Here is a 21,376-nt window from a genome sequence, read left to right on the forward strand (position 1 = left end):
TCTGATTTTTTAATAAGACATTTTCTTCATTTTTTAATAAGACATTGTTTTATAGAACAATAATGCAATACACTTCAATTTGACTTTTAAGTAAATTCATGATAATTTCCATTTATAAAGGTATCTAATAGTATTTATAAGAAAATCTTAAAGTAATTTATAAACATTTTCTAATAGATGTAGAACCCTCACACTACCGCTTCACTTTTCCTCTTCAATATAGCATCTCAACAAGTATTTGAAATTAATCTGTTAATATTTCTTTTTTTATCGTAAGCAATCTAATACATGTTATAATGTGTAAAGGAAATATAGTGTTTATCGGGAGATAAAAGTGATTGATTTTGATAGGGCAGTAAATGACATAGCCACTTCATTGTTTAATAGTAATTCAGTTAGTAATAACATGGAATTTAAGCGAGTGTTGTTTGATGTTTACATCACAATGCTGAAACAAGGATTTCTTTGCTCTGAATCTTTAACTAATGAAAAGTTATTATCATATACTCCGTATGAATATTTTCCATGTGACGCTCATTTAGTTGGCTCATTTTATATGACACCAGCAATGTTGCGTATAATAACAAAGAAATATGAGCAAAATGTAAAGTTAGACATAAGTAATGATGATAAGAAACAAATATGCAATTTATCAAAATTACTACCTCTGACTCATGAGCAAGCAAATTTATACTTAATTAATAATAATGTAATTTCCAGTGAGATTGCTCCCGAAGGCATTCAATATTTAATTAACTCTGTGAGTAATATTCATTGCAAGCCTGTTTTAATGTCAATTTATCCAATTGATTCTAGCGTTAAGGTGGAGAGAGCGAAAAGAAATACAAAACCAAGTGTATATTATTTTCTTCCTGATGTTATTAATAAAACAAAATTCAACTCCCATATAGAATCAATAAAAAGACAAATATCTAGACAATCAAGTTATATAGGGTTTTCAATATTAACCTCTATTTGTGATTCATTCCCTTTTAAATTTAATGGAAAGAACATAATTACCGTTGACTTTATTCGTTCAATTTTGTCTGCTAGGCCTGAATTTAAAATAATTGATGATATTTCTTGTGTTACTCAAGAACCATCTAGCTCTGAGTTTTCATCATTACTAAAACAGTATTTAAATAACGTTGGTAAAATTAGTCATAATGACGCATATAATTTCTTCTTACGTTATTTTGAATATAAGAAATTTAAACAGGGTGGCTATAATAAGAATGCTGACTTTGGTAAAACTGTTAAATCTAAAAAAGATGAAAAGCTACAATTTTCTGATATCGTCGATAATATCGTTCCAGATTATTTACTGAGTGTTGATGATATTATTTTTGTTATATCAAATATTGAAGGGATTATCGTTACTGAAAAAAACATCAATTTCGATGGCGTTGATAATTCAATTTATGGTGTAAATGAGTCAGCATGGGATGCATTCTTTTTATCTTATTGTAAGAGTGAGAGAGAAAAAAATAATGCTAAATATTCAATATCAATGCGTAGTGCTCAAGAATATTTTCTTAACTATATCTCTGAGCAATTCAAATTTTATTTAAATAATGATAATGGATTTTTTTCTGTAGTCGATGGTTACTGTTGTGTAAATGATGAGAATGTTAACTATTTCAATAATCGTAATTCTGTATATTTAAAGCCGAATATAGATGAATTGAATGATTCTTTGGGAACTAAATATGTTCTTCTTGATGAGATTAAACAAAGGTCACTTTCTAATCATGATGTATATTCTGAGGTTTTTTCAGAAAAATGGGGAAAGATAGAATCGAAAAATAAAGAAGATCCTGATTTTCTTTTTACTAACGATGATTATGTTAAAGATTTAACAATGGTTTATGTGAAGTCTTTTTATATGCACTCTTTATCTTTAATTGAACAGCAAGTTTCTTTTTCAAATAAACGAATTGCTGACTGCCAAAAGAGACGCTTATTTGTTCATTCATTCTCAAAAAATGATTCTACAAGTAAGGAATTTATATCAGCGTTAACAAAGTTAGATGAAAGAGAAGAATATTCATTAAATAAAATAGCTAAATTAAATACAATTAGAGATGCTGTTTTATTGTCTGAATCTTACGTAGAGTCTCATAAAGTACTAACTGAAATCGATGATATAAAGTCGAGTAGAAAGTCGCTTAGAATTAATCCTGTAGCGTTGAAGGCTGGGTTTATGTTGCATGAGAAGATAGTACAAGAGGGTAATAGGACTCTTTTATCAGACATTGAAACGTGGGTAAATGAATTGATTGAACATTCTTGGTCTGGTGCATCTGGAGATAGTATTATATGGAAGTACGCTAGAAGTAATCTTTCTCGTTACACTTCACACCCATATCATCCGTTTGGCTTAAGTGATTTAGATTGATTTTTTACTTGGTGTAAGAGATAAAAAAGCCTCGAATTTCGAGGCTTTTTTTGTTCAATCCCTATTAGTTTAATCCAATATTAGTTTCAATTTGAGACTCTTTGGAAGGGATATTTATACTTGAATTATTTTCTATTTGGTTATCTTCTTTGTGTCTATTAATTCGATCTAAGTCACTTGCAAATGCTGCGGAAAATTCTTTTTCAGGTAATGTTAGCTCTGCCAATTCTACATATTCTTCAAGGCTCATATTGCCGTTAATATGCTCAATACTTGCATTAGTTAAAGGCCCGTCATTTGAAAATGATAGGTTATCAAAGATGACATTACGAATGGCGTAAGAGGACGTATTTGAGGTTGAATTAGATAATGCATGAGACATTGTAGAGCTGATCAATACACCACGATTTAAATTAGATTGCCTTGCGATTGTATTGATACTTTCAACTAATTTGTGTTGTTCAGTTATTGATTTCACATCGTGTTCCATGAATGCTTTATCAATTATGGCTTTCAAGTTTTCTTTGAGAACATTATCTAATTGTTTAAATTTTACATTATGGATTTCATCCTCTTTATAGCTAGCTAGAAGGTCATTGTTTAGCTTACTAATGAGTTCTGTTAATGTTTTTTCTTCATTTATCGTAGGTTGCTCCTCTGTTTCCAGAGAGTGTTTAATTTGACTATTCTGCTCCATTACAATGTCAGTGGATTGTGCTGGGGTAAATAATCGCTGTAATTCTTGAGCAGAACGCTTCTGTGGGATCTGGGTCTGGTTCGATTTGTTTTCAGATATCGTAGATTTATCACTAGGTTTTACGGGAGAGTTTTGTTTGATTTTTTGGATCACGTTTAATTGATTTTTAATTTCACTCAAATCGTGTTGAAGTTTCTTGATGATATTTATTTCATTTTGTTGAAAATGATTAGTACTCATTGTTGCTTGGAACGAGTCGGGCGCTGTTGATGCAAAACTCCAATCCTTATGAATGATAAATTGCTTTTTATCTATATTTTCCATTGTAGCTTTAGTAGCTTCCACCACGGCAGGTTGCTCGGTTTCCGCTTGAGATTGGGTCTCTTCTGCTAATTCAGGCTCAGTGGTTTCGACCATGTCAGGTTGCTCGGTTTCGACTTGAGTTTGAACTTCTTCTGTTGCTTCTGGCTTAGCAGCTTCCACCACGGCAGGTTGCTCAATCTCGGCTTGAGGCTGGGTCTCTTCTGCTAATTCAGGCTCAGTGGCTTCCACCACGTCAGGTTGCTCGGTTTCGGCTTGAGGCTGGGTCTCTTCTGCTAATTCAGGCTCAGCGGTTTCCACCACGGCAGATTGCTCAGCCTCAGCTTGAGGCTGGGTCTCTTCTGCTAATTCAGGCTCAGCGGTTTCCACCACGGCAGATTGCTCAGCCTCAGCTTGAGGCTGGGTCTCTTCTGCTAATTCAGGCTCAGTGGTTTCCGCCACGGCAGGTTGCTCAGTTTCGGTTTGAGGCTGGGTTTCTTCTGCTAATTCAGGCTCAGTGGTTTCCACCACGGCAGATTGCTCAGTCTCGGTTTGAGGCTGGGTCTCTTCTGCTAATTCAGGCTCAGTAGCTTCCACCACGTCAGGTTGCTCGGTTTCGGCTTTAGACTGGGTTTCTTCTGTTAATTCAGTCTCAGTGGTTTCCGCCACGGCAGGTTGCTCAGTTTCGGTTTCAGGCTGGGTCTCTTCTGCTAATTCAGGCTCAGCGGTTTCCACCACGGCAGGTTGCTCAGTTTCGGCTTGAGGCTGGGTTTCTTCCGTTGCTTCAGGCTCAGCGGTTTCCACCACGGCAGATTGCTCAGCCTCGGCTTGAGGCTGGGTCTCTTCTGCTAATTCAGGCTCAGCGGTTTCCACCACGGCAGATTGCTCAGCCTCAGCTTGAGGCTGGGTCTCTTCTGCTAATTCAGGCTCAGTGGTTTCCACCATGTCAGGTTGCTCAGTTTCGGCTTGAGGCTGGGTCTCTTCTGCTAATTCAGGCTCAGTAGCTTCCACCACGTCAGGTTGCTCGGTTTCGGCTTTAGGCTGGGTTTCTTCCGTTGCTTCAGGCTCAGTAGCTTCCACCACGGCAGGTTGCTCAGTTTCGGTTTGAGGCTGGGTTTCTTCTGCTAATTCAGGCTCAGTGGTTTCCACCACGGCAGATTGTTCAGTCTCGGCTTGAGGTTGAACTTCTTCCGTTGCTTCAGGCTCAGTGGTTTCCACCATGTCAGGTTGCTCAGCCTCGACTTGAGGCTGGGTTTCTTCCGTTGCTTCAGGCTCAGTAGCTTCCACCACGTCAGGTTGCTCGGTTTCGGCTTTAGGCTGGGTTTCTTCCGTTGCTTCAGGCTCAGTGGTTTCCACCACGGCAGGTTGCTCAGCCTCGACTTGAGGCTGGATCTCTTCTGCTAATTCAAGCTCAGGGGTTTCGACCACGGCAGATTGCTCGGTTTCGGTTTTCTCAGTTGAAGAGGCTATCGCTATATTATTAACTTTATTAATTTCCTCATCAATGGCAGATGAAATTAATGCTGCGTCTGCTTGTACTGACTCTTGCAAATCAGAATCCATCGTTAGATAAGAATCAATGATGTTTTGTGCTAATGCAATATTCTGTAAATTTAAATCTATTAATTTAGTCTCATTAATATCATGCTCAATTGTGGGTTCTTGATTGATGTCTAATAAAATGAGGTTTAATTCTATTGCTGTTTGCTTGAGTGACAGATCAGTTTCGTTCAGTTCATTTTTTACTATGCTTTCATTAAAAATAGAGAGCTTATTTTTTAAATCATGGATTTCTTTTGGGATAGAGAAAGCGTCACTCATTTTTTGTACAAAATCGTCAGACTCTACTTTTAGTGTTGATTTAGTGACTTTTTCAGGTTCAACTTTAGCTATCTGATCTTGAAGCACCTTTAGTTCTTGAGTTAATGAATTCAGTTTTAATTCATAATTTGCAATTTTGTCTTGTGCTTTATCACTAGAGGATAAAGCTAAATTATCTATTCTGTTTTCCAAGTCATAAATCTGTTCTTGAAGAACTTCTTTATTTTCGTAGAGTTGAGTTAAAGGTAATTGACCGTGCATTTCAACTAATGGAATTTCCTGTATTGAAACTAAGTTAGTCTCTACTTTTTGAGCTGGCTTTTGGGCCTTTTGAGTTGAAGGAGAACTATCATTGAAGATTAAGTTCATCTCTCTACCTGTTTTTATTACTTGAGAATATGTTTGATAATCTAGGTGTTGACTATTAGATGCTTTGAAAAAATCATACGCATGTATTAACGAATCTTTTATGTCGTAAAAATTTTGAAATTGTTCTTTGTTTAAATTGATATCGGTAGGGATCCATTTATATTTATACTGGTTTTCTATGTTCCAGTTAGGGCTTACACTCGTTTGAAGTGTGGTTGTAATCGCATGTAATAAATAATCACCAGCTTCATTTCGGGCTTTATCTCTTGCTATTTCATTTGAGTCGCCTTCACTACGATAGTGATTTTCTAATGTATGAATTAAATCATCAATATCAGACAGCTTGTTTTCTTGTTGTTCTTTCGTGAAGTCTTTACCATTAATATCACTGAAATCAACAAAAACACTTGCTAATTCAATTGCATCTTTAAAGTCTTTAGCCACTTTTAGGCCAGTATTTTCCAACCGAACGACTTCTTTAGTTGTTAAATCGGTATATGAAATTGCTGGAGCAAAGCGCTCTTGGCCATGTTTATTAAAGCGGTCATTGTCTGCCATGTTTATAATTGGGAGTGTAGGGTACTTATTGAGGGCAGCACGTATTGCGTGATTTATATTTCCAGCATCAATTGCACAAATCACTAATGCATTAAGACCGCGTTTTTTTGATTCAACGTAAGCATGCAAACCATTTGCGATGCCTTCATTAGTAATGATTATGCTCGCTTCACTAGGATTCCCAATGGTATAGAACGCTTGTTTTTTAGTACCATCACCAAGGCCATCAAACATCTTATTTAGATATTCACTTTCTTCACCGTCTCTTTTGATCTCTATTTTTTCAGCGTATATTTTTTGATAACCTGTTGTCGTGCTTATATCTCTCTCTTCGTTAAGAGACTGATCTAGTGGTAGCCATGTTGTACCGTTAGAATCAATTCTTAATCCCGTCAGATGTTGAGCTGCTTCAACGACAAGTCCTTTTTGTTCCCAATAGGTGCTTTTTAATTGTTCCTGAGACGTTACAGGTGTTTGTTGTAGATAATTGTTTTTAGCGCTAGCTAATTTTTCAATGTTTTCTAATTCAATCTCGTGCAAAATTTGTTGTCTTTTGATGCTACGATCAGCTTCCCTTTGCTGGAATTCTTGAACTGATTTTTCATTAAAGACTACATTTGGTACATTTCCTTCTTTTAAGAAATCAGTATATTCATTACGTGAGTGCGGATCATTTGCATTTTCAAAGGAAGGGTAAAAATAAAAAGATTCGATTTCTTTTTTTCCACCTTTCCATATATGTACATTTAATAATACGTTCTTAAATCTGCTATTTTTTTGGTCATTCTTGATGTAAGCGTTAAACGCACCTCGAACTGATTTTTTCGCGTTTAATGCAGCTTTTTTCGAAATAGATGTTGCTAAATTATCAACAGGTGAATCATTTTCGCTAAGTTCAATGAGGTCAATCATAGCATCGGCATCGATATTGGCTTCTTTTGCCGCAGAATCAAAGACACTGATGTTTTGTTCTAATAACATTTTCAAATATACATGTGGGTTATCTGAGTTGAATTTTTTTTTCAAAAAAGCAACTTGTGAATCTTCACTATATAAAAATTCTTGTATTAATAATTTCTCAACGTCTGATGTACTTTTTACAATAACGTTTGATTCAAAAATGGATAAGTAACCATTAGCAAGTTTTAGGGCATCTGATCGGCTATATACCCCGAGTTGGTCTAACCGTTCTAGCTCATTTATTGACTCATTAACGAGTTGTTCTGCTAATTCTCTTGTTTTTTTATATTCGTTGTTTGGATTTTTTTTAGAAAAACGATTTGAATATGCTTTGTTTATTTTTACGAGCGCTTTATTTTTATCTGTTATTTTTTCTTGTTTGGATCGTTCGGATTTGTTGATAGAAATAAGGCTGCTATGTAAGCGACGAACCTCATTATGAAAGCTATGGTTAACGGGCAACATTGCACTTGCACTGTATCTTAATGCTGCATTCGCGATGTTTTTTAACATTGGAATTTGAGGTGGAACTTTTAATTGCTCAACACGTCCTCCAAGTTGCCCAAATGTCATTCCATAATATTCTGTAAATTTCCCCTTATCGCCAACATAAGGCAATCTTATTGTTTTTGATGAATCTAAGGCCGAGGGAATATTTAGGTCATCTCTTGATCCTTGAAGCACTTTGCTTAAAGTATCAATGGTATCGTGTTTGATTTCATTCATATTGATAATCCTTTATTTAATTTGAATAGCGCAGCGCTTAAGGTGAGGGGGTAAATGTTCTTTATTCGCATAGGTAACTGCGATGACGTTGTGTAGGTTTTCTAATAGTATTTCAGCATTACTAATGTCGTTTGCTGTTTTTAATGGGCCATAGATAACGGCATTTACAATTAGATCCTCAAGGGTAGTTAGTGCTGATAATACTTTTTTATTAACAGGACTAAATGATTTTCCTTGATAATCGAAGGCGTCTGTATTAATTGCAAAAGCAAACCCTCCTTGTTTGTATAAATTGATAGCCTCAACGATCAGTACAGTACTAGCAATTTGTAAACAGTATTTTTTAGGTAGACACAAAACAACCGACTCACCATCTTTGAATTTTATTTTGGCTTGAATCAGTAAGTCTTTAATTGGTGTTGTAAGTGTGTAGTGAAAGGTTGGCAATGAAAGGGAATCATCCATAAATCTAATGAAACTAAGCATGATTATTTTATTATCATTGTTTGTATTGTACTGAGATATTTTACACTTCAATGTAGAGTGTTTTCCTGAAAAATGGATTAATGAGGTAGTGTTATCCATTTGATTCTCATTGAGAGAATAATATAAATTGCTCAGTGTTTTTAATGCTAAGCCTAAACTTGTATCTTTTTGACATTTACTCTCAGTAAATAATTTCTCATGCTTGAATGTTGATAATTGAAGGATCTCATTGGTCTTGGAATTAAGTTCAGCTTGAACAGAAAAGCTATTATTTTCTTCAATTTCATGAAGTAATAAGTTTAAGGGGGCATAAATGCCTTCAAGTGTAACAGTAGAAGTTAGTTTTATCTTTTTCTGTGTCATCGCTTTTATGCACTGCTGCTTGGTTGACCCGATTAAATGAAAAGTAGAGAAAGTACATGATTGAATAAATGAAAGAAGAGGATCATCAATTATTGTTTGTGATTCTTCATTTATACCTTGTAATTTTTCTACTAATTCATAATTAGATGCAGCTATGATTATTTCACTATTAAGATTAAAGATAGCGATAGCATTGTTATGGCAGTATTGTTTTAACTCTATATCAGCAAAGATGGTAGTTTCTGGAGTTAAGCCGCTTAGATCATGAAGATAGAAAATTTCTTCATGCATACAAGCACAAATCATTTTTTTATCATTGTCGATATAACCAAGTCTTAAAAGGTAGTTCAGATTTAGCTCTTCTTGCTCACAATCAACATCTATAAACTGAGCTTTAATAATTTCTGATAGAGGCTTACCAGCTAATTTTTGATATATCGTGCTTGAATATATGGCTGAAGGAAGACTTTTAATTAAAGTTGCGGTTTCATTTTTTGGGATCAACATACTCATAATTTCATTCCTATCTCAGAACCATTTCTTGATAGGGCTGTTATCATTGTTGATAGTGATTGCTTAACTTGATTTGTGATGTCTTTAAGCTTGGTGCTTATTGAGTCAGCATTTAAGTCGGTCCCTGATTTTTCGAACAATTTATTTAATTCAGGTGCTTTCTTATTGATGTGATCAAGAAGAGGTTGAACGCACTCTAAATCTTTTTTAAGTTTTTCCATATGAGCAAGTTTGTTATTGTCATTCATAAATAAGCCTTGCTTTACTTCACTCATTATTGACTGCCCAAGCTTTATGGCTGAATTCTTAAACTCATTGGTTTTTTTTGCGAGTTCTTCTTTTGTTAAAGAAGACGGTGAGGCTATCTGACTTACTAATGCCTGCATTTTAATACATTGCTCTGGGATACTTTCACTAAGGGCATTTTTTAACGGGAAGTTAGTGCTGTTAGTGCTCTTGGGTGATTGATTTCTTTTACTATGGATCGCTGCTGCAATAAGCTGACCTATCGTTGGGTTTGAAGCGTTTTTATTTAGGTCTTGTTCTTTTTCTTCTTCTTTTATGGATTGTCTTGAAGGATCCATATTATTGTTAGATGGATTTATTTGTTCCTGAACTGGCTCTGATTCTTGTTTTTGTTGGTTAAGACCGCCCAGCTCTAATTCTAATTCAGCTTGAGCCTTGGCTAATTCCTCTCTTAATTCTTCGATATATTGCTGTGCTGTTTTTACTTTACTTCCTTCAATAGTCGTATGTATTGTATTTTCAACATAGCTAGAATTAGAAGAAGGGCGCTCAGAATAATCCCCTGTGGCGTAACTAATGTCCTTATTAGATTCCATGCGCATATAAAAAGCATCGTTACCTTGGTTATCAATATGATGATAATTCGACGCTATTTTATTGTTCAGTTGCTCAGAGAAGAGGTCTCCAAACTTTAGATGTATATTGTTCGCCTCTATCTGTTTTGATTTATTGAGTTGGACGAGTTTATCCATACTGCAATCCCGAAATTCAATAGGAGAGCGAAATCCTTCAGGTGGCCAGCTTCTTTTAGTCTTCATGATTTATCCTTATATCTTTCAACTTTAAAGCCTGTAAGGTTTCGCTTCTTAGGCTTTTTTCCAATTTAGTTAATGTGCTATTTAGTGATTTACTATAATAAAGAGCCAGATGGCGCGTTATCTCTGGAGTCATTTGCACTTGGTTAAGTGATTCGATTCTTTCTGAATGAGCCAGTGTTGAACCATCATTAATGAAAGCGGCATCTCTCGCCTTATTGTTTATAAGCGTTCTTCGTTTTAATGAGTCGTCAATAAACCCTTTATAAAGGAGTGATTTTCTTAATTGCTGAAGCTCTATCGGACCTTGTGGTAATCCAATTAAAGAAATTTGTTCTGCTGATGGTGTTCGTATATCGCTTCCAAAAATTAATTCAATAAAGTTACTGGCCTTAACTAGTTCGTCTTCATTTAGTAACGAGTAATTATTTAGAATTTGGGATGTATCAGAAAGCTGCATACTGAAGGTTTCGAGAAATTGTTTGTCTTTTCCATTTTGAGAGCTATTTTTTGATTCAGTTTTTATGTGATTAAAGAAACTAATGTTTGTTGGAGTTTCATTATTCATCGCACCAGTGATTATATGGAATGTGCTTTCTTCTTTTTGTTTTTCAAAATTACAACTTTCACTTAAAGTTGTATTGACCTTGTCTAAGCTCTCATTAATTACCTTGCATGTTTCTTTACTCTGAAAAGGTGCAGAGTAGCGCTCTTCAGAATAATTGTTTTCAGTGATGGATATTGCTGATGTTTTCGCTTGTATTTCTGCTGATTGATTGGCATTTTTTTGATCATTTAGCCCTTCAGAAAGAGTTTTAGCTTGCTCCATTATTTCATTATGATTGCTCATGCGTTCGTCTTGAAAAATGGCTTCTCTAGTCATTTTCAACCACCAGTTACCATCACGAATAAAATCAGTGATAAACCAAATAGGGGAGAAAAAGCTATAAGTCACAGGACTTATAACCAGTGCCGCTACAATTATGAATGAGGTAATGCTATTCGATAGTTGGCGTTTCATAATTCATATTAACCTCTTCAGGAATAGAGTGGCCTAACTCGACATGTAACATCTTGTTTGGCAATCTTAAGTTACGCATTGTTGCCGTAACATGATCGACAATGACAACACCCTCATCCAATGAGGTCAGCATTTTTGCATACCCTAGTCGTCTCTGATTGATATCGTTTCGATTAAATAATGCGCTTCTAACTGATGCATATAAGAGAAAAGTAGTTAAGGTATTATCGGCTTCTGTAAAACGATTATGGTGAGTCTGATAATATGAATTTAATATTCCGATTTGCTCATCGGTAGCCATGTCTTTTTCATAAACAGAATAAATTTCTATTTCATCTCGACCTTCATTTATAACGACGTATTCATTTACAAATGATTTGAAAATGCTTGCTAAATGTTGCATTTGGAAAACAACATCGGCAGTCAAATAACCCAATTCCAATGCTTGTTCTAGGTTTAATCCAGCATATTTTAAATCAGCCTTATTTATGCGGAGCAAGTCGCACTGCTTATGAGCATACTCAATAATTGTTTGGTTTATCTTTGACATTTTGCTCTCTTATGCGTAATGTTTGATTACAATATATACGTATGTGAATTATAAAACAAATGAATGTAATTAACCCGAGTTTGACCCCACTGTATAAGCCTGCTGTTTATGCTTCTCTCTGTTCTAGGGCTGATATCACACTTTTTGTTGCTTTACAGAACGATATCGACCTATCAAATAAAATAATGACTTTTTCACCCTCACTTTCGAACTACTTTGGTTTTAAATCTGATAATACTCAATGTCATATTGGTGTTCCTGATGAGTTATGGTCCAAGTTTTCTCAAATAGATTTTCAATGCTTTTCTATAAGTTTAAATTACTTATCTCTTCATTATCACGTTGATGAAGAGCATGTAAGCTCATACAGAACTGCGGTAGGAATGGAAAAAGAGATTCATCTATCTGGAAGTGAATTAACTATTCGACTCCCTTTAAGAAGAAAAAACGCACTGGAAATTCAAGCTTGTATTGTTTTGCATCTTCATCATATGTCGCCAGATAGTGAAGCGATTGAAGGGCAAAATGAGCAAATATCAATAACAAAAAAACAGATTTTCGAGGATTAATTTATGGATGATCAAAAAGAGACTGTTCAGGTAAATAGCAAATTGAGTAAATCACTTGTAATTGTTAGTGTGTTTGGCTTTATTGCTTTTATTTATGTCATCTTCAATACTTTTTATGGTTTAAAGGCTGAGCAGTCTTCAGGAGCTTTACCCGTACCCGTTAAAGCTATAAATGCAGATCCATTTATAGCGAGCGATGCTTTTGATTTATTAGAGGCAAAGGAGGATGTTGCATTAACTCCTTTGAGTATTGGCGAATTAGAAGCGAAATTAACAGCTCAATTTCAGCGTCATGTTTTTCTGAAAAACATTAAAGGAGCACCACTTTATCTTGCCGTAATTGGTGATGATATGTTCTTTGTTGATAGCACAGGAACTTACATGTTGGATGGACGACTTCTTGATATCGATAATAACTTAATACTGTCAGATTTAATTCAAGAGGAAATTAATAGTGCGAGTCGTCATTTATTAGCTTTACGTTCTGCTCGGCTTGATGGTGTGAATTCATTTTTAGATGGAAAAAACCACAAGCGGATAGTTAAAAGCTATGAAGATAAGGGATCTTCTATCCAAAAGGCAAGTGTTAGTAAGACTCACGCCTTACCTGTAGCCACAAATTCAAAGGAAATTAATCATAAATCCAATAAAGCAGCGATGAATTCAATCGCTGTTGATACAGATATACGCGCTTCTTCAATGAGTAACAATAGTAAATTTACTGAGCTTCCTATGGGATTGAATCAGCAGCTTAATATAGCCCCTGACTTATTGAATATGGCCTCTTCGTTATCACTTTCAGATACAGCGTTTGAAGATAAGTGTTTAACTGTATCGCTAGGCGCAAATTCTTACGCTGAGATGTATCACTTATACCAAAGCATGAAATCAAAAAGTGTAATGAAAAAATGTGGCGAAGTTTATGCTTCAAAACTTATCCCCCAATTGGACGATAAAGATCTAATTGTCTATGAAGCTCCTAATGCGAAACGAAGCATTACGATTATTTCTGACTTTACGTGTCCTTATTGTCGAAAACTTCATGATGAAACACAGAAATACCTTGATGCTGGTGTCACTGTTCGTGTATTCCCTTATGGTCGAGCATCGTATATGAACAACGGAGAATTGACCGCAGTTGGTAAGAATAACTCTTTAGCGCAGTGTCAATTACCGAGTAAAAAGGGTGAGTTATTTGATACACTGTTGTCAAATCCTACACTATATAAAAGCAAAGTTTTAAGCGGAAATGGTGTGTCATTACCATCTGAAAAGTGCCAGCAAGTCTCTTTTATCTATAAGGTAATAGGAGATATCTTAACAAGCAGGGAAACCCCTATTATTATTAATGATGAAGGTAATGTAGCTCGTGGATATTTCCCAGCGAGTTCTTTGCTATCTAAGTGGGGAATGCTGTAGTTATAGAGTGACAAGATTAATGAAAGCCCCTCGATGGGGCTTTTTTTATATGCTGAAGTTAGTGTTTATTTCTTCGATGATATTATCTAGTTTTACGGTTCTTAATTCATTTTCAGGTTTGATCTGGATATCAGAATCAATATTCTTTTCTTGTTGTACGATGAGTTCATTTAGGACGTGGTTTAAGCCGAACTCAATCAATTTTGGGTAATGTTTTTCAGCTTGCTTTAATGTAGAGGATATTAATTTAGTATTACAATGATTACCGTTAAAGAAGAGTGTGGAATATTTTTTAGCAGATAATTCGATGTTTGAAGGACTTGTGTCTTTTGATGACGCTAATAGATAAGCGATTTCATTTTGTGGTGAAAGAGTAAGCTCATTTTTAATAAAACTACCCGTTCGAGCAAGAACACTTCCCGAATCAAAATGCATTACTGAACAATCATTAAAGCTATGATTCAATGATGTGCGGTTTTGTTCTTTAATTAGATATTCTATGGGGGTAATCGGGTGAGCCAGATTATAAATAGCATAATGAGCAGTGTTACTTTGAAAGTCGAGGTGTTGCTCATGATGAATAAGCTCTCCTGATAGCGTGTATTCACTTAACGTTTGATCAGCGATACTTGGTAAGAATTTAAAGTCAGTTCTAGTATAACTAATTCTACCGTTAATGAATGCATCTTGAAGTTCCTCTGCTACAGTCAATTTTCTACCTGATAGAGCTCTATCCGTGATTAAATCTCGGGTAATCGTAGGGTTAACCTTAGTTGCGGCATTTGCATCATGCCATTGTGTGGGTACATTACAAACATGTTGAACGCCTTCTACATTAAACCCTCTTTGTTGGACTTGGTTTATTCGCCCTACAGCATCAAATTGTTTTGCTAAAGAGATCCCTGTGGTTGTTAGATAGTTATTACGGTTCGACTTTGAGCTCATTTTGCGCATATGTAAATTAGTCACTTTAATCAATGCGGCTTTGAGTGCTTGGTTTTGATCAAAATCAAACTCGCCTTTATTGTATCGATTCAAAGTTAAAGTAATGCCTATTTCACTAATATCATTAAAGATACAACGTCCATGCTCAGAGTCAGGTGTTAAGTTTTTAATATGTTCAGCGATTAAATCTCCTTGAGGGTCGGGGTCTGTTGCTATGATTATTGGTTGTCCATTTAGCGCTCTTAAATCTTCAATAATGGTTTTGTTTATTGGTTGTTGAACAATATTATTATTATGAAACGTATAATCATATAGGTGGCCAGAAGTGGCCATTACACTTGTAATTACCCCTAGTTTAAATAAATTATGCTGTAAAAGAGCCGCAATCTTTGGACTCTCAACAATAATGTTTTTACCACTCCCAAGAATCATCAATCCCCCTGCCTTCTGTTGAAGGGCTATTTGATTTTTGATTGGGGCTATTACTTTCAGGTAATTGTTTATAAAAATTATCAGTATGAACGCTGCATGATGCGGCTTTAAAAATACCGTTTAAATGACCGTAACAAGTTTCATCAACTTCGATGCAGTTTACGCTTTCTGTTATCAATTGCCCTGATAGTGACTTTGTTGTTTGTTTACACATGCGATTGTATTGACTCACTGGCCCATCAATTCGACCACATTCAACGGCACGTTTGCCAGTATTGTCTATGCTTGAACCGCTGACATAACAAGCTGAACCAAGATTCATATTGGCTGGCAAATTCTTACAGGATTCTACTATTGGAATAGGCGTCCCATCGGGGTATCGTTTAATTTGTTTTGTTTCATCGTCCGTCTCATAACCAATTACACACATCTCGTAGTCAACGGTCGGACGGCTACATTTAATTTTTCTCCATTCATCCGAGAAAGCATCCCCTTCTTTTAAATAACAGGTATCTGGACTTGAAGGTCCATTGTCTGTTATGGAACAAGGAACAATAATATTTTTTCCTGTACTATCTTGCGTGTAACACATTTCATCTTCTGGTTCTGTAGGTATTGGGTCGGGATTAGGGAGACCATTTCCATTACCGCTATTACCTCCGTTATCATCGTCACCAAACAAATCATCTATGGTTTTATCTTTGATAGCATTTAGTTCACTACATACTTGTCCTGTTAACCCTGCGGCTATATCACCAAGAGTAGGGAGCCCAATCAAATCAAAATCCATGTTACAGCTTGCCATTGGATTGAACCATGTTGAAGGGTTCCCACTCGTAGTATCAATATCGCATTCATAATCAATAGCTGGAGAGGGGAGAGTTATAGTTAAAGAGTCACATGAATTAGATGGACTTATAGCCCAAGTTTTTTGCGGTTCTGATTTTTCAGCAAATGCGTAAGAAGTAGAAAACAAAGCCACTATTAATGCCATTTTTATTTTCATATCGAATGTCCTGTAATGGTTTGTAACGTTGATATTTTTGCGACTTCTTCGACTCTTTGAACAATAGTCTTTGAAGCGATAACTATTTGATTGTTAACTAGTGTGTTTTTTTCTATAGATTCGTTATAGGTGGTGTAAGCATATTCGTAAATAGCGGTTCCCCAAGCGTCACTATTAAAACCGCACCACGCCATTGCGGTGATAGATTCAGTGAAAGGAAGGTAAGCAATTAATCCTATTAGATCAGCGAGAGCATGCTCTGTTTTATCACTCAGAGGATAGCGACAAACTGAAGGCAGATTGTTAAATATTTTAGCAATATCATGAATTTCACTATTTAGCGTCCATGTTTCTTTTTCTTCGAATGAATGCCAAATTGCGAGAACATCTTGACTGTACTGTTCTAAATATTGTGACTTATACGTTGTGTATTTATCTATATCCATTGCTATAACCATATTTTATTTATAATATGGTTACATTAGTAATTTTTTAAGGATAGTGCAATGGAATTCGAACAATCATTAACTAGACGAAATCTAGCGGTAGATCTTCAAGAGCCCTTGTTATCCTCTTCTCCTCGTTGGAATCCAGATTCTTGTCTATCTATGGAAGATTTCACACTTCAAGTTGAATCTTTTCATCCTCAAGCATTTGATAACCGCTTACTTACAGCTATTGAAAATAACAATGAACCTATTTTTACGCTTGGTGATGTGACTACACAATTAGAGCAACCGTTTGACATTAGCAATGATATTGAGATGGATAACTCAATGGAAATGGAAAAAATGGGGATGTAACGATGTATTTTTCTAAAAAACACTTAGCCGTAATTATTGCACTTAGTTTTCCATTTAAAGCTAATGCTGTTGTTTGTATAGACGCGATTGGTAACGCCCTCCAATTAGAAGAAATGGTATCGTCGGCTGCTCGTTGGGTTGAAGAAAAGTCAGCTTGGGCGGCTGAATATGCTCAAGAGAATGCATTAGCCGAATTTGAAAATATGCAAAGTGAATACCGTGCAAGTGCTGAAATTTCAGCAGTTACAACATCGGTATCCTCAACGGCTAATGCTCATGCTGAAGAGCGATATATTGCTTCTCCTAGTGCTTGTTCTGCAATCCAAGGAGCTAAAGCTCTTTATGATTCGTTTTCAGCCAATTTATGTGCTGAAGACGAATCAAAGGTTGCTGTGGAAAGTTTGGAATTATCAAAAATCACAGACTGTGGGGTTGGTGGATCAGGATTACATTGTGGTGCGTTAAAAAAGAAAAGAGAAAGCATTTCAAGTCGTTTAGTTTCGGCTGTAAATGATAAAGATGGTGAATCTCTTGCCGCAATGCTAGATGGTGGAACCGTACTTGGTGTTGGTGACGGGGTAATGAGTCCTGATAAACAACAAGCCCAAGATGATGCTTTTGCATTAATTCTTGGAGTGGAAGATACGAAGTCACTACCTCGACGTTTGGATGGCAGTTTAGCTACAAATGATGATCCCCATGCGATAGCCGCTACGACTCAGTGGGCTAGACAACACGCTCTTGAATCAATTCCAAATTCTGCGTTAAAACGAATCAAAGGATTGTACGATCATCAAGACGGTAAAAAATCAATTATCGCCCAATTAGAAGAACGAGTTCAGTATTATAATAGTGAAGAGTTCTTAAAATTAATTACGAATACCAACTCAAAAGACTCCCTGCCTGCCGATTGGGGGACAATGCACCCAGAAGCTAAATTTTCTTATTTACAAACATTACCGTCAAGTGAGCAACCTGTATCGTCAGAGCAAGTTACTCGCATGATCGCTGAAATGATTAGCCTACAACTTGCTTTGGATTTTTTAACTACAGAATCCGCGCTATCAAGCAATGCTCTTATTGCTATTCAATCAAAGGTTCAGATGTAAATGAATATGCTTGATGAATTCTTTAAGTTCATGGTCGAGTATGAGATCCCATCTCTTTATTTATTAATTGAAGTTATTTTTATGGCTCTTGGTTGGTATTACTTTCTTTGGTGTATCGCGACTCTTAAAAATGTTAAGCAATTAACGGGTAATTACTCACAAACAGCTTTTCAAATTGCTGATGTTTCTCCGTTATCAATTATAGGGCGATTCTTTGCCAGTGTTTTCTTAATGTCTTATGGGCAAGGCCAAGCGCTAATCGCTAATTCTATTTTTGTGTCACAAGATTTTGCCCCTTACTCAATTGAAATGTTTAGATCGATTTCTTGTGCCAATGGGAGTATGGAAGGTTGTCTTCATTATGATTTGGGCCTCTATCAGAATCAATCATGGGAGTCTCAGGTTATTAATGCGAATTTTTTCAATTTAACTACAGCATTGATGCAAATATTTGGGGCGATTGCGTATGGCCGTGGTTGGCATAATGTTGGCCGACTTGGAGATAACGCTGTAAGTGGGAAAGCTCCTCCTACATTTGGTGGGGCTTTAACTCAACTCATTCTCGGTGTGGCATTTATGCACCCCCTTGAACTATGGGAAATGTTCACTTAAGTCGATAACAAGGAACAGTTATGGAAGAGAATACAGGGTTACTTGATGGGCTTGGTAATGCTATTGACTATCTTGCTGAGCCATCAATTATACATTGGTTGACCCTTTGGTATGGTGATTGGGTTTTAGGTGTCTTTAATGATTCTGCCGCCATTAATTACCCCGTTTCAGCTTTAATGATCGCGTTAGCTTCGTTAAACATAGTTGCGTTGGCTGCATTATTAATTGTCTTGGCTTTTACTGGAGGTAAGTCTCTTTTATCTGGTTTAGTTACTGCTGATATCGCATCTGGTAATAGTAAATTTCTTCCTATTCGTTTACTGATGGCTTTTAGCTTACTCATGCCTACAAGCGCTGGTATTGAAGCGATGAAGGACTATAACGTTTCGATCAGTAATGTTCAGCTTAATACAATGAGAGTAATCGTTGGGGGAGGGGCTATTGCCGATTGGTTATGGGTTCAATCAACGCGAGCTTTATTTGAATTTAATATTGGAGGGGCATCACCTATTCGAAATACGATTGATCGCTCTAATTCATTTGCTCGGGCGTTTACCTGTAACTATCTTTATCATAAAACCATAGGGGCAAGTAATGGAGAGCAACTTTTCTATTATTTATCAGGCCGTGAAAATATACCTACCTTTAAATCTTTGCAAGGCGCAGATAGTTGGGATGAAATAGCATTACCCGAGGAAGGAGGACTTCCAAGCTTTCTTAGAATTCGGTTAGGTGGTCCCAATGAATCATGCGGTTCATTGACGTTTCAGTTACAAGGGGATCCAAAAGCGGAAGATGACAAACAAAAAGGAATGTTCTCAAGCACAAATTCATTAGTCACAGAAATGCAGTATTTAATGAGAAAAGAGGCAAATGCAATTTTACTTTCAACAATGAGGCCTTATACCGAATTTGCAAAGCGTTACTATGATGCATTTTCTAGTGTTTCAGTTAAAACATTGTATGAGAGTAAAAAACCTAATGTTGGTGGCGAGTCATTTGCTCCTGAAGCGATTAATTCTGGAACACTCCAATCAGGAGCCTCTTCTTTAAAGGATAAAGTCAATGGTACAGGAGACGCCTTAATTTATTTGGCTCAACAATTAGCCTACAACCAACAATCAATATCTCAGAAGGCACTCAGTGTATTTGGTGAGCATTTAGGAGAGGAAGGCGATAATCTACCAGAGACATCAATAACAGATCGCATTATTAATAATTATCTATCTGGCTATATATCGGCTGGGAGTTTTTGGAGCTTTTATCAAGACTTTTCAGCTCTTGCTTATGATGCTGAGCGCTATGGTAATGGCTTTGCTGTAACAACCGCTAATATGGATAATGGTTCCGAGTTATGTAAGGGTAGTATCTTTTCTTGGTTAACATCCTCTTCCGTTGATGGAATTGATTTTGCCTGTGAAACAACAGGCCACCTAACGATTGGGTTTGATTGGATGGTTGATGTATCAAAACAAAAAGCGGCAATGAAACAGATGGCTTCGACGATTTCAGCCATTGATCGTGATTATGAAGTTGATGTAGCACTTTGGTCGGGATTTTATAGTATTGGCAATGGAGAGACATCAACAGGGTTAGGAGTGTGGTCAAGCGTCATGGTTTGGCTGATTGAAATGGTTTGGAAGGGAATGGAGTGGGCAAATCTAAGTGGAAATGATGGGTCGTTAATTGGCAGTCATGAACAAGATAGATTGAGTTTATTATCAGGTGATGACAGTCTGTTATTTAACCTATCTGGTCAAAATTCACCTTATATATTTCTGACTCAAGTCGGGGAAGGAATGCGTGATATTTCTTTTCTTATACATGGCCTCAGAGGAACCCTTGATGCTTTGATGAAAACTCAATTATCAATTGCTGAAAAGACATCTGACTCACTAATGCAAACAACTCCGCTCGCAGCTCCGCTTGCATTTTGGTTAGAGTTTCCACTTCGGGCGTTAAATAATTTATGGGAATGGGGTAATCAGACTCTTGGAATGTTGGTAACCGTCTTATCCACAACAAGTCTTATTTTAGTCTATGGTTTACCTGCCATCCCCGTAATTGGCTGGACAATGGTACTTGCTGGATTGTTTTTTACCTTTTTTGCAGCAATGGCCGCTGTTCCTTTTGCTGCTGTACTTTTAGGAATACCAAAAGGAGAAGGATTGTTTGCGCCAGATACAGAGCGAGTTCTGTCTTTGATTTATGGGATTTTTATTCGTCAACCTTTAACCGTTATTGGGTTCCTTGGAAGTATGTATATGGGGTATACGACGATGTCATTGTTTAATTTAATTTGGTTTGTGACCTTCTTTACTAAGTTGGATGGTCTAGGCTTACTTGATTCGACAATAGCAATTATCTTTATATTTTTAGGCTATGGCGTTGGGTTATTTTTTATTGCTTTGTATTCATTTCGTATTACGACCATGACTGTAGATACCGTTGGTTTATGGTTTAGTAGTGTCTTAGTTGGTGGGGCATTTGGTAATAATGAAAATGAAATACAAAGTTCAACTCAGGCTATTCAAAGCCTGTCATCTAAACTTGATGAATTTGCATCGGCTAAGGAACAAGGGTCGTCAAATTCTGGTGGTTCTAATGGTGGCGATAAACCAAAATCACAATCTAGCATGAATGCGTAAGGTGACTGAA

15 protein-coding genes are annotated in these 21,376 nt (G+C 36.3%); 7 read left to right on the plus strand and 8 right to left on the minus strand.

The features are described from left to right. Positions 1 to 334: 334 nt before the first annotated feature. The gene (locus PVK62_RS07990; RefSeq protein WP_192957916.1) at positions 335 to 2,398 is read left to right on the plus strand and encodes a hypothetical protein; all 2,064 of its coding nucleotides are present in this window, start codon (positions 335 to 337) and stop codon (positions 2,396 to 2,398) included. A 64-nt stretch (positions 2,399 to 2,462) separates the two neighbouring features. On the opposite strand, the gene PVK62_RS07995 is transcribed toward PVK62_RS07990, so the two are convergent. The 5 genes from PVK62_RS07995 to PVK62_RS08015 are packed head-to-tail and all read right to left on the minus strand — an operon-like array spanning position 2,463 to position 11,823. After that, a complete protein-coding gene (locus PVK62_RS07995; protein ID WP_274440656.1) occupies positions 2,463 to 7,829 on the minus strand; it encodes a hypothetical protein in 5,367 nt (1,788 codons plus the stop codon). A 12-nt stretch (positions 7,830 to 7,841) separates the two neighbouring features. After that, positions 7,842 to 9,191 (minus strand): hypothetical protein, encoded by a 1,350-nt coding sequence (locus tag PVK62_RS08000; protein ID WP_274440655.1) that lies wholly within the window; start codon positions 9,189 to 9,191, stop codon positions 7,842 to 7,844. Continuing rightward, positions 9,188 to 10,189 (minus strand): hypothetical protein, encoded by a 1,002-nt coding sequence (locus tag PVK62_RS08005; RefSeq protein ID WP_274449363.1) that lies wholly within the window; start codon positions 10,187 to 10,189, stop codon positions 9,188 to 9,190. The genes PVK62_RS08000 and PVK62_RS08005 overlap by 4 nt, the downstream gene beginning before the upstream one ends. A gap of 55 nt (positions 10,190 to 10,244) precedes the next feature. Next, positions 10,245 to 11,273 carry a hypothetical protein gene (locus PVK62_RS08010; protein ID WP_274440653.1) on the minus strand — a complete coding sequence of 343 codons (1,029 nt, stop codon included), beginning with the start codon at positions 11,271 to 11,273 and terminating at the stop codon, positions 10,245 to 10,247. Further along, positions 11,251 to 11,823: a hypothetical protein gene (locus PVK62_RS08015; protein WP_192957911.1), complete on the minus strand. Its 573-nt coding sequence runs from the start codon at positions 11,821 to 11,823 to the stop codon at positions 11,251 to 11,253. Before PVK62_RS08015 ends, PVK62_RS08010 begins: the two co-directional genes overlap by 23 nt. Positions 11,824 to 11,882: 59 nt before the next feature. Here PVK62_RS08015 and PVK62_RS08020 point away from each other — a divergent pair, with 59 nt between their 5' ends. Beyond that, positions 11,883 to 12,392, plus strand: coding sequence for a hypothetical protein (locus PVK62_RS08020; RefSeq protein WP_192957910.1), 510 nt, complete (start codon positions 11,883 to 11,885; stop codon positions 12,390 to 12,392). Positions 12,393 to 12,395: 3 nt separating this feature from the next. After that, the gene (locus PVK62_RS08025; protein ID WP_274440652.1) at positions 12,396 to 13,811 is read left to right on the plus strand and encodes a thioredoxin fold domain-containing protein; all 1,416 of its coding nucleotides are present in this window, start codon (positions 12,396 to 12,398) and stop codon (positions 13,809 to 13,811) included. A gap of 45 nt (positions 13,812 to 13,856) precedes the next feature. On the opposite strand, the gene PVK62_RS08030 is transcribed toward PVK62_RS08025, so the two are convergent. From PVK62_RS08030 to PVK62_RS08040, 3 genes are read right to left on the minus strand one after another with little or no spacing between them, the layout of a single operon-like run. Continuing rightward, complete coding sequence (locus PVK62_RS08030; protein ID WP_192957908.1) at positions 13,857 to 15,188, minus strand: toprim domain-containing protein; 1,332 nt, start codon at positions 15,186 to 15,188, stop codon at positions 13,857 to 13,859. Continuing rightward, positions 15,169 to 16,194 (minus strand): hypothetical protein, encoded by a 1,026-nt coding sequence (locus PVK62_RS08035; protein WP_274440651.1) that lies wholly within the window; start codon positions 16,192 to 16,194, stop codon positions 15,169 to 15,171. Before PVK62_RS08035 ends, PVK62_RS08030 begins: the two co-directional genes overlap by 20 nt. Further along, positions 16,191 to 16,640 carry a hypothetical protein gene (locus PVK62_RS08040; RefSeq protein ID WP_192957906.1) on the minus strand — a complete coding sequence of 150 codons (450 nt, stop codon included), beginning with the start codon at positions 16,638 to 16,640 and terminating at the stop codon, positions 16,191 to 16,193. The genes PVK62_RS08035 and PVK62_RS08040 overlap by 4 nt, the downstream gene beginning before the upstream one ends. Positions 16,641 to 16,700: 60 nt before the next feature. Between PVK62_RS08040 and PVK62_RS08045 the strand changes: the two genes are divergently transcribed. The 4 genes from PVK62_RS08045 to PVK62_RS08060 are packed head-to-tail and all read left to right on the plus strand — an operon-like array spanning position 16,701 to position 21,366. Continuing rightward, positions 16,701 to 16,997 (plus strand): hypothetical protein, encoded by a 297-nt coding sequence (locus tag PVK62_RS08045; protein ID WP_192957905.1) that lies wholly within the window; start codon positions 16,701 to 16,703, stop codon positions 16,995 to 16,997. A gap of 2 nt (positions 16,998 to 16,999) precedes the next feature. After that, a complete protein-coding gene (locus PVK62_RS08050) occupies positions 17,000 to 18,106 on the plus strand; it encodes a hypothetical protein (protein WP_192957904.1) in 1,107 nt (368 codons plus the stop codon). Next, positions 18,107 to 18,718 (plus strand): hypothetical protein, encoded by a 612-nt coding sequence (locus tag PVK62_RS08055; RefSeq protein ID WP_192957903.1) that lies wholly within the window; start codon positions 18,107 to 18,109, stop codon positions 18,716 to 18,718. 20 nt (positions 18,719 to 18,738) lie between these two features. Beyond that, the gene (locus PVK62_RS08060) at positions 18,739 to 21,366 is read left to right on the plus strand and encodes a hypothetical protein (RefSeq protein ID WP_274440649.1); all 2,628 of its coding nucleotides are present in this window, start codon (positions 18,739 to 18,741) and stop codon (positions 21,364 to 21,366) included. Positions 21,367 to 21,376: the final 10 nt, after the last annotated feature.

Origin of the sequence: Aliivibrio sp. S3MY1 (genome assembly GCF_028765575.1) — a bacterium.
Classification (GTDB): Bacteria; Pseudomonadota; Gammaproteobacteria; order Enterobacterales; family Vibrionaceae; genus Aliivibrio.